Source organism: Aeromonas sp. HMWF017, from assembly GCF_003061465.1.
Taxonomy (GTDB): Bacteria; Pseudomonadota; Gammaproteobacteria; order Enterobacterales; family Aeromonadaceae; genus Aeromonas; species Aeromonas veronii.
The window spans coordinates 1-5,905 of sequence record NZ_QAJD01000075.1; the positions used below are offsets into that span (position 1 = coordinate 1).

The 5,905-nt window shown below is 64.0% G+C and carries 7 protein-coding genes; all 7 read left to right on the forward strand.

Annotated elements, in window-relative coordinates; genetic code table 11:
- The coding region (locus tag DBR30_RS07500; protein WP_146181366.1) for an isochorismate synthase at positions 1-740 on the forward strand (740 nt) is incomplete at its 5' end.
- A 32-nt stretch (positions 741-772) separates the two neighbouring features.
- Positions 773-2,530 (forward strand): 2-succinyl-5-enolpyruvyl-6-hydroxy-3-cyclohexene-1-carboxylic-acid synthase, encoded by a 1,758-nt coding sequence (gene menD, locus DBR30_RS07505; protein ID WP_108540505.1) that lies wholly within the window; start codon positions 773-775, stop codon positions 2,528-2,530.
- On the forward strand, positions 2,490-3,287 hold the full coding sequence (gene menH, locus DBR30_RS07510) for a 2-succinyl-6-hydroxy-2,4-cyclohexadiene-1-carboxylate synthase (RefSeq protein ID WP_108540502.1): 798 nt from the start codon (positions 2,490-2,492) through the stop codon (positions 3,285-3,287). The genes menD and menH overlap by 41 nt, the downstream gene beginning before the upstream one ends.
- Positions 3,280-3,405: a hypothetical protein gene (locus DBR30_RS21820; protein ID WP_258224330.1), complete on the forward strand. Its 126-nt coding sequence runs from the start codon at positions 3,280-3,282 to the stop codon at positions 3,403-3,405. Before menH ends, DBR30_RS21820 begins: the two co-directional genes overlap by 8 nt.
- Entirely contained in the window at positions 3,398-4,258 is an 861-nt protein-coding gene (gene menB / locus DBR30_RS07515) for a 1,4-dihydroxy-2-naphthoyl-CoA synthase (protein ID WP_108540537.1), read from the forward strand. Before DBR30_RS21820 ends, menB begins: the two co-directional genes overlap by 8 nt.
- On the forward strand, positions 4,258-5,187 hold the full coding sequence (menC, locus tag DBR30_RS07520; protein WP_019445475.1) for an o-succinylbenzoate synthase: 930 nt from the start codon (positions 4,258-4,260) through the stop codon (positions 5,185-5,187). Before menB ends, menC begins: the two co-directional genes overlap by 1 nt.
- Positions 5,180-5,905, forward strand: a 726-nt coding sequence (locus DBR30_RS21825) for an AMP-binding protein (RefSeq protein WP_258224331.1), incomplete at its 3' end; no start/stop codon positions are given. The genes menC and DBR30_RS21825, both read left to right, overlap by 8 nt.

A 5,905-nucleotide genomic window follows, 5' to 3' on the forward strand; every position in this document is an offset into this window, starting at 1 on the left:
CTCCCAAGGTGGTGCTGTCGCGGGAGAGCCGGCTGACCAGTCCGAACCATGATGCGGATATCAATCCCTGGGCCATGCTCGACCAGTGGGCCCGCCACGCCCAGGACTGCTTCCACTTCGGTTTTCAATTCTCCCCCGAGCAGGCCTTTATCGCCTGTTCTCCCGAGCGGCTCTACCGCCGGGAAGATCGCCACCTCTTTACCGAGGCGCTGGCGGGCACCATTCGCCGCTCCGGCGATGAAGAGGTCGATGCCCAACTGGCCGCCGAGCTGCTCACCGACAGCAAGAACCGGCTGGAGAACCGTCTGGTACACGCCGACATCCTCAGCCGTCTGGCGCCACTGACCCACGATGCCACCCTGACCGAGCCACGCATTCTCAAACTGCGGCTGCTGCAACACCTCAAGTGCGATATCGAAGCCGAGCTCAAGCCCGGGGTCTGCGACTGGCAGTTGCTCGATGCCCTCCACCCGACTCCGGCTGTGGGCGGCGCCCCGCGCGAGGCAGCGCTCGCCTTTATCCGCGAGTTCGAGCCCTATGATCGGGGCTGGTACGCCGGAGCCTGCGGCATGTTGAGTCGGGAGACGTCCGAGTTCTCGGTCGCCATTCGCAGCGCCCGCATTCAGCCGGGCAGCGTCACCCTGTTTGCCGGTGCCGGCATTGTCGCCGGTTCCGAGCCTGTCGCCGAGTGGGCTGAGCTCGACAACAAGATCGCCAATGTGCTCTCCCTGCTGGGATAGTCATTCACCCTTTTCACGCTACGAGAGCCCCTATGCCCACCCGTAAAGAGCCTGCCAGCGAAGAGTTTGCCTGCACCCCGTTTTCGAGCCAGCACGCCACCTTCAACCACGTCTGGTCCTCCCTCTTGCTGGAGGAGCTCTTTCGCCTCGGGGTGCGCGACATCGCGCTGGCCCCCGGCTCCCGCTCTGCGCCGCTGACCATGGCGGCCGCGGCCCATCAGGGCTTTCGTCGTCACCTGCACTTTGACGAGCGCGGTCTCGGCTTTATGGCGCTGGGGCTGGCCAAGGGGAGCAACCGGCCGGTGGCGGTGATCATGACCTCGGGTACTGCGGTGGCCAACCTCTGGCCCGCCGTGGCAGAGGCCCAGCTCACCGGCGTGCCGCTGATTATTCTCTCCGCCGATCGCCCTCACGAGCTTATCGACAACGGCGCCAATCAGGCGATCGACCAGCAGGGGATCTTCGGCCGCTACCCCGTCTATCAGCAGAACCTGCCGAGCCCCACCCCGACCATTCCGGCGGCGTTTGTGCTGAGCTCGGTGGATCAGGCGCTGGCCAAGCAGGCTCTCACTCCCGGGGTGGTGCACTTCAACTGCATGTACCCCGAGCCCCTCTACCCGGGCGAGCACTATCAGGATTTCTCCGACTATCTGGCCCCCCTCGGTGACTGGCTCGGCTCGCACAAACCCTGGAGCCCGTGGCAGCAAAGCGAGCCGACCTGCCCACCTCAGGCAGAATGGGAAACCTTTCGGCAACAGCGCGGCATCGTTGTAGCTGGTCGCATTACCGACCCGAAGCAGGCACAGACTGCCGCCGCGCTGGCGGAGCAACTCGGCTGGCCGCTGCTGGCAGATCTGCAGAGCCAGATCCGCTTCGATAGCCGCAACCTCATCCACATGGATATGGCGCTCAACGACCCTGAATTCGTCGCCGAGCTGGGCCGCGCCGAGGTGCTGCTGCAATTTGGCGCGCGGCTTGTCTCCAAGCGGCTCGGCCAGTTCATCAAACACCATTCATGGCAAGATTACTGGCTGGTGGATCCGCAACCGGCGCGGCTCGATCCCGACTACCGGCTGCGCAACCGGCTGCTCTGCAGTGCCAGCGCCTTTGCTGCGGCCCATCCGGTCACCACACAAGCCCCTTGGCACACATTGGCCGAGCTGCAACACAACGCCAGCCAGCAGATCGCCGCCGCCTGCGAGCACTTCTCCGAGCTTGGGGTCTGCCATCGCCTCAACCGCCTGATCGAAGGCCAACTGTTTGTCGGCAACAGCATGCCAGCCCGACTGATGGATATGCTCGGCGAAACGGGCAAGGGGCCGAGCCGGGTGATGACCAACCGTGGCGCCTCCGGCATCGATGGCCTGATCGCCACCGCCTACGGGTTTGCCCAATCGGTCGAACCGGGCAGCGATGAGCCCACCACCCTGCTGCTTGGGGATCTCAGCGCCCTGCACGATCTCAATAGCCTCGCCCTGCTCAGCAAGGCGAGCCGACCGCTGGTGGTGATCCTGCTCAACAACGATGGCGGCAGCATCTTTCGTATGTTGCCGGTGCCCACCGAAGGGGAACTGCTGGAGAGCTACTACCGGCTGCCCCACGGCCTCAGCTTTGAACATGCTGCCGCCATGTTTGGCCTCGCCTATCGGGCGCCGACCACACTGGCCGAGTTCGAACGCGATTACCGCGCCGCCCTCCAACATGGCGTTACCTTGATCGAGATCCGGGTACCGAGCGAGCAAGTGGCCGATGATCTCAAGGCGCTGGGGGCCGCCATCCGTGGCAAATAAAGATGCCAATGTGCCGCTGGTGCTGCTGCACGGCCTGCTGGGGGATAGCGGCGACTGGCAACCGGTGATCGACCGGCTGCCCGCCACCCACTGCATCGCCCTCGATCTGCCGGGTCACGGCCAGCATAGCGATCTCAACGTCAGCGACTTTGAGCAGAGCCACCAGTGGCTGGTCACCGAGCTGGCCAGCCGCAACATTGAACGCTATCTGCTGGCGGGTTATTCGCTGGGGGGGCGACTGGCCCTCTACCACGCCAACCGCGAGCCCACCGGGCTGCGGGGGCTGCTGCTGGAGAACTGCAACCCAGGGTTACCGGCCTGTGAACGGGCCGCCCGCATCCAGCACGATGAACAGTGGGCGCGGCGCTTTGAGCAGGAACCACTGGCTGACGTGCTGGCAGACTGGTACCGGCAAGGGGTGTTTGCCGATCTTGACGATGCGGCCCGGGCCAGCCAGATCGCCCGCCGCCTTGGCAACGACAGTCAGGGCATCGCCACCATGCTGCGCGCAACCTCGCTAGGCAAGCAGCCGGATCTCGCCCCCTGGCTCATGGCGAGCCAGCTGCCGGTCACCTGGGTGAGTGGCAAGCGGGATCACAAATTCCATCAGCTGGCTTGCCAGCTGGCGAACCAGGATCGCAGAATCAACCACTTGGTGCTGGATGGCGGCCATAATCTGCACGCCCATCAGCCTGATAACTTTGCCCGACTCCTCGCGGAGTGGGTCAACCAACAAGAAGAGAAGAGTCATGATTGAAGCAATGACGGAAGCTGAACTGTATGCACCTGTTCAACATGCCGGGATTGCTCAACTCAGTGTTCAACTCGGTGCTCAACTGCACTCTCCCAGATCAGAAGGAAAAAACCATGATTGAAGCAATGACGGAAGCGGAACTGTACGCTCCGGTTGAGTGGCAGGATTGCTCCGCCGGTTACGAGGACATCCTCTATCACAAGTCCAACGATGGCATTGCCAAGATCACCATCAACCGTCCCCAGGTACGCAACGCCTTCCGTCCCCGCACCGTCAAAGAGATGCTGCAGGCGCTGGCCGATGCCCGTTATGACGATCAGGTCGGCACCATCATCCTGACCGGTTTTGGCGAGAAAGCCTTCTGCGCCGGTGGCGACCAGAAGATCCGTGGTGACTACGGTGGCTACCGCGATGACGAGGGGACTCACCACCTCAACGTGCTCGACTTCCAGCGCGACATCCGCACCTGCCCGAAGCCGGTGGTTGCCATGGTGGCCGGTTACGCGGTCGGTGGCGGCCACGTGCTGCACATGATGTGTGACCTGACCATCGCTGCCGACAACGCCCAGTTTGGCCAGACCGGCCCGAAAGTGGGCTCCTTCGATGGCGGTTGGGGGGCTTCCTACATGGCTCGCATCGTCGGCCAGAAGAAGGCCCGCGAAATCTGGTTCCTCTGCCGCATGTACGATGCCCGGCAAGCCCTCGACATGGGTCTGGTCAACACCGTCGTGCCGCTGGCAGAACTGGAGCGTGAAACCGTGCGCTGGTGCCGCGAAATGCTGCAAAACAGCCCGATGGCGCTGCGTTGCCTGAAAGCCGCCCTCAACGCTGACTGTGATGGTCAGGCGGGCTTGCAGGAGCTGGCGGGCAATGCCACCATGCTCTTCTACATGACCGAAGAGGGTCAGGAAGGCCGCAACGCCTTCAACGAAAAGCGTCGCCCCGACTTCTCCAAATACAAGCGGAACCCCTGATGACACTCGCCCTGTATCGCTATCAACTGCCTTTTACCCAGCCACTGACCTTTCACGGCAAGGTGGAGGTGGCGCGAGAGGGGCTGTTGGTACGCATCAACGACGGCTGGGGGGAAATCGCCCCCCTGCCCGGCTTCTCGAAAGAGAGCCTGCAACAGGCAGAGGCAGAAGCCCTTGCCACGCTGGCGGCCCTGGCCACCGGCGATACCCCGAACCCCGTGCTGCCGTCGGTGCAATTTGGCCTCGACTGCGCGCGCCGGACATGGCCCGAGCAGCGCAACCCGCTGCCGGAGCCCTATCCCCTCATTCAAGGCTCCCCCCAGGAGCTGCTGCGCAACTGGAAAGAGTGGCTGCACCGCACGCCCGGCAAGGCCAAGCTGAAGGTAGCGCGCTACCCGATGCGTGACGAGCTGGCGCTGATCCGCCTGCTGTGCGACCGCCTTCCCTCCCTCAAGCTGGTGCTGGATGCCAACCAGGGCTGGACTCGCGAGGAGGCGTGGACCTTCTGCGGCCACCTCGACCCGAATCGCATCGAGTATCTGGAAGACCCCTGCGCCGACTTTGCCGACATAGCCTTTGTCGCCAACCGCACCGGCATGCCGGTGGCGCTGGATGAGCTGCTGGCGCAGGGCAAGCCGTGGGAGCCGATCCCGCAACTGCGCGCGCTGGTGCTCAAACCCACCCTGCTCGGTTCACTCGCCAACTGCGAAGCGCTGATCGCCCGCGCCCGCGAACTGCGGCTCAAGGTGATCATCTCCTCCTGCTTCGAATCGGATCTGGGCCTGAACCAGCTCTTTCATCTGGCGGGCGAATGGGCGCCGGAACAGGCGCCGGGTCTGGATACCCGCCGCTGGATGGCAGGCAATCTGCTGGGGGAAGATGGCAAACCGGATCTGAGCCGACTGGAGCAACTGTATTACCGTGATTGACCCCTCCCGTTCACTCGAACAGACGCCTTGCCCGGTACGCCACCGGGCAATCACAGCCCCGAACCGCATTGCCATCCACACCGCCTCGCCTCTCAGTTATCGCCAGCTCGATGCTCGCCTCAACAGCCTGTGCCAACAGCTGGAACAAGCCGGAGTGCGTCGTGGCGCTCATCTGGCGGCGGTGGTGCGCGGTGCGCTGGAAGATGTGCTGCTGGCGTGGGCCTGCGTGCGCAGCGGCGTGGTGTTTTGCCCGCTCAACCCCGCCTTTCCTCTCGAAAAGCAGCGCGAGCTGGCGGTGCAACTCGATGCCGATGCCTTCTGGTCGGCAGGGGAGATCCCGGCAGGCAACTGGCAACCCTTGTGCCTCGACTTCACGCACGAACTGCCGGCAAGCGAGGAAACATGGCCGCTGGAATCGACCCAGCTCAACAACATGATCCTCACCTCCGGCTCCAGCGGTACGCCGAAAGCGGTGGTGCACCGGCTCTGCAACCACCTTGCCTCGGCGCGCGGCTCTGCCACCCTCATTCCCCTCGATGAGGCCTGCGGCTGGCTGCTCTCCCTGCCGCTGTTCCATGTGGGCGGCTACGCCATCCTGTTTCGGGTCTTTCTGGCGGGCGCCACGCTAGTGCTGGATCAACGTGAACGCTCCCTCAAGGAGCGGCTGGAGTGCCAGCCCATCACTCACCTCTCGCTGGTGCCGACCCAGCTCTGGCGC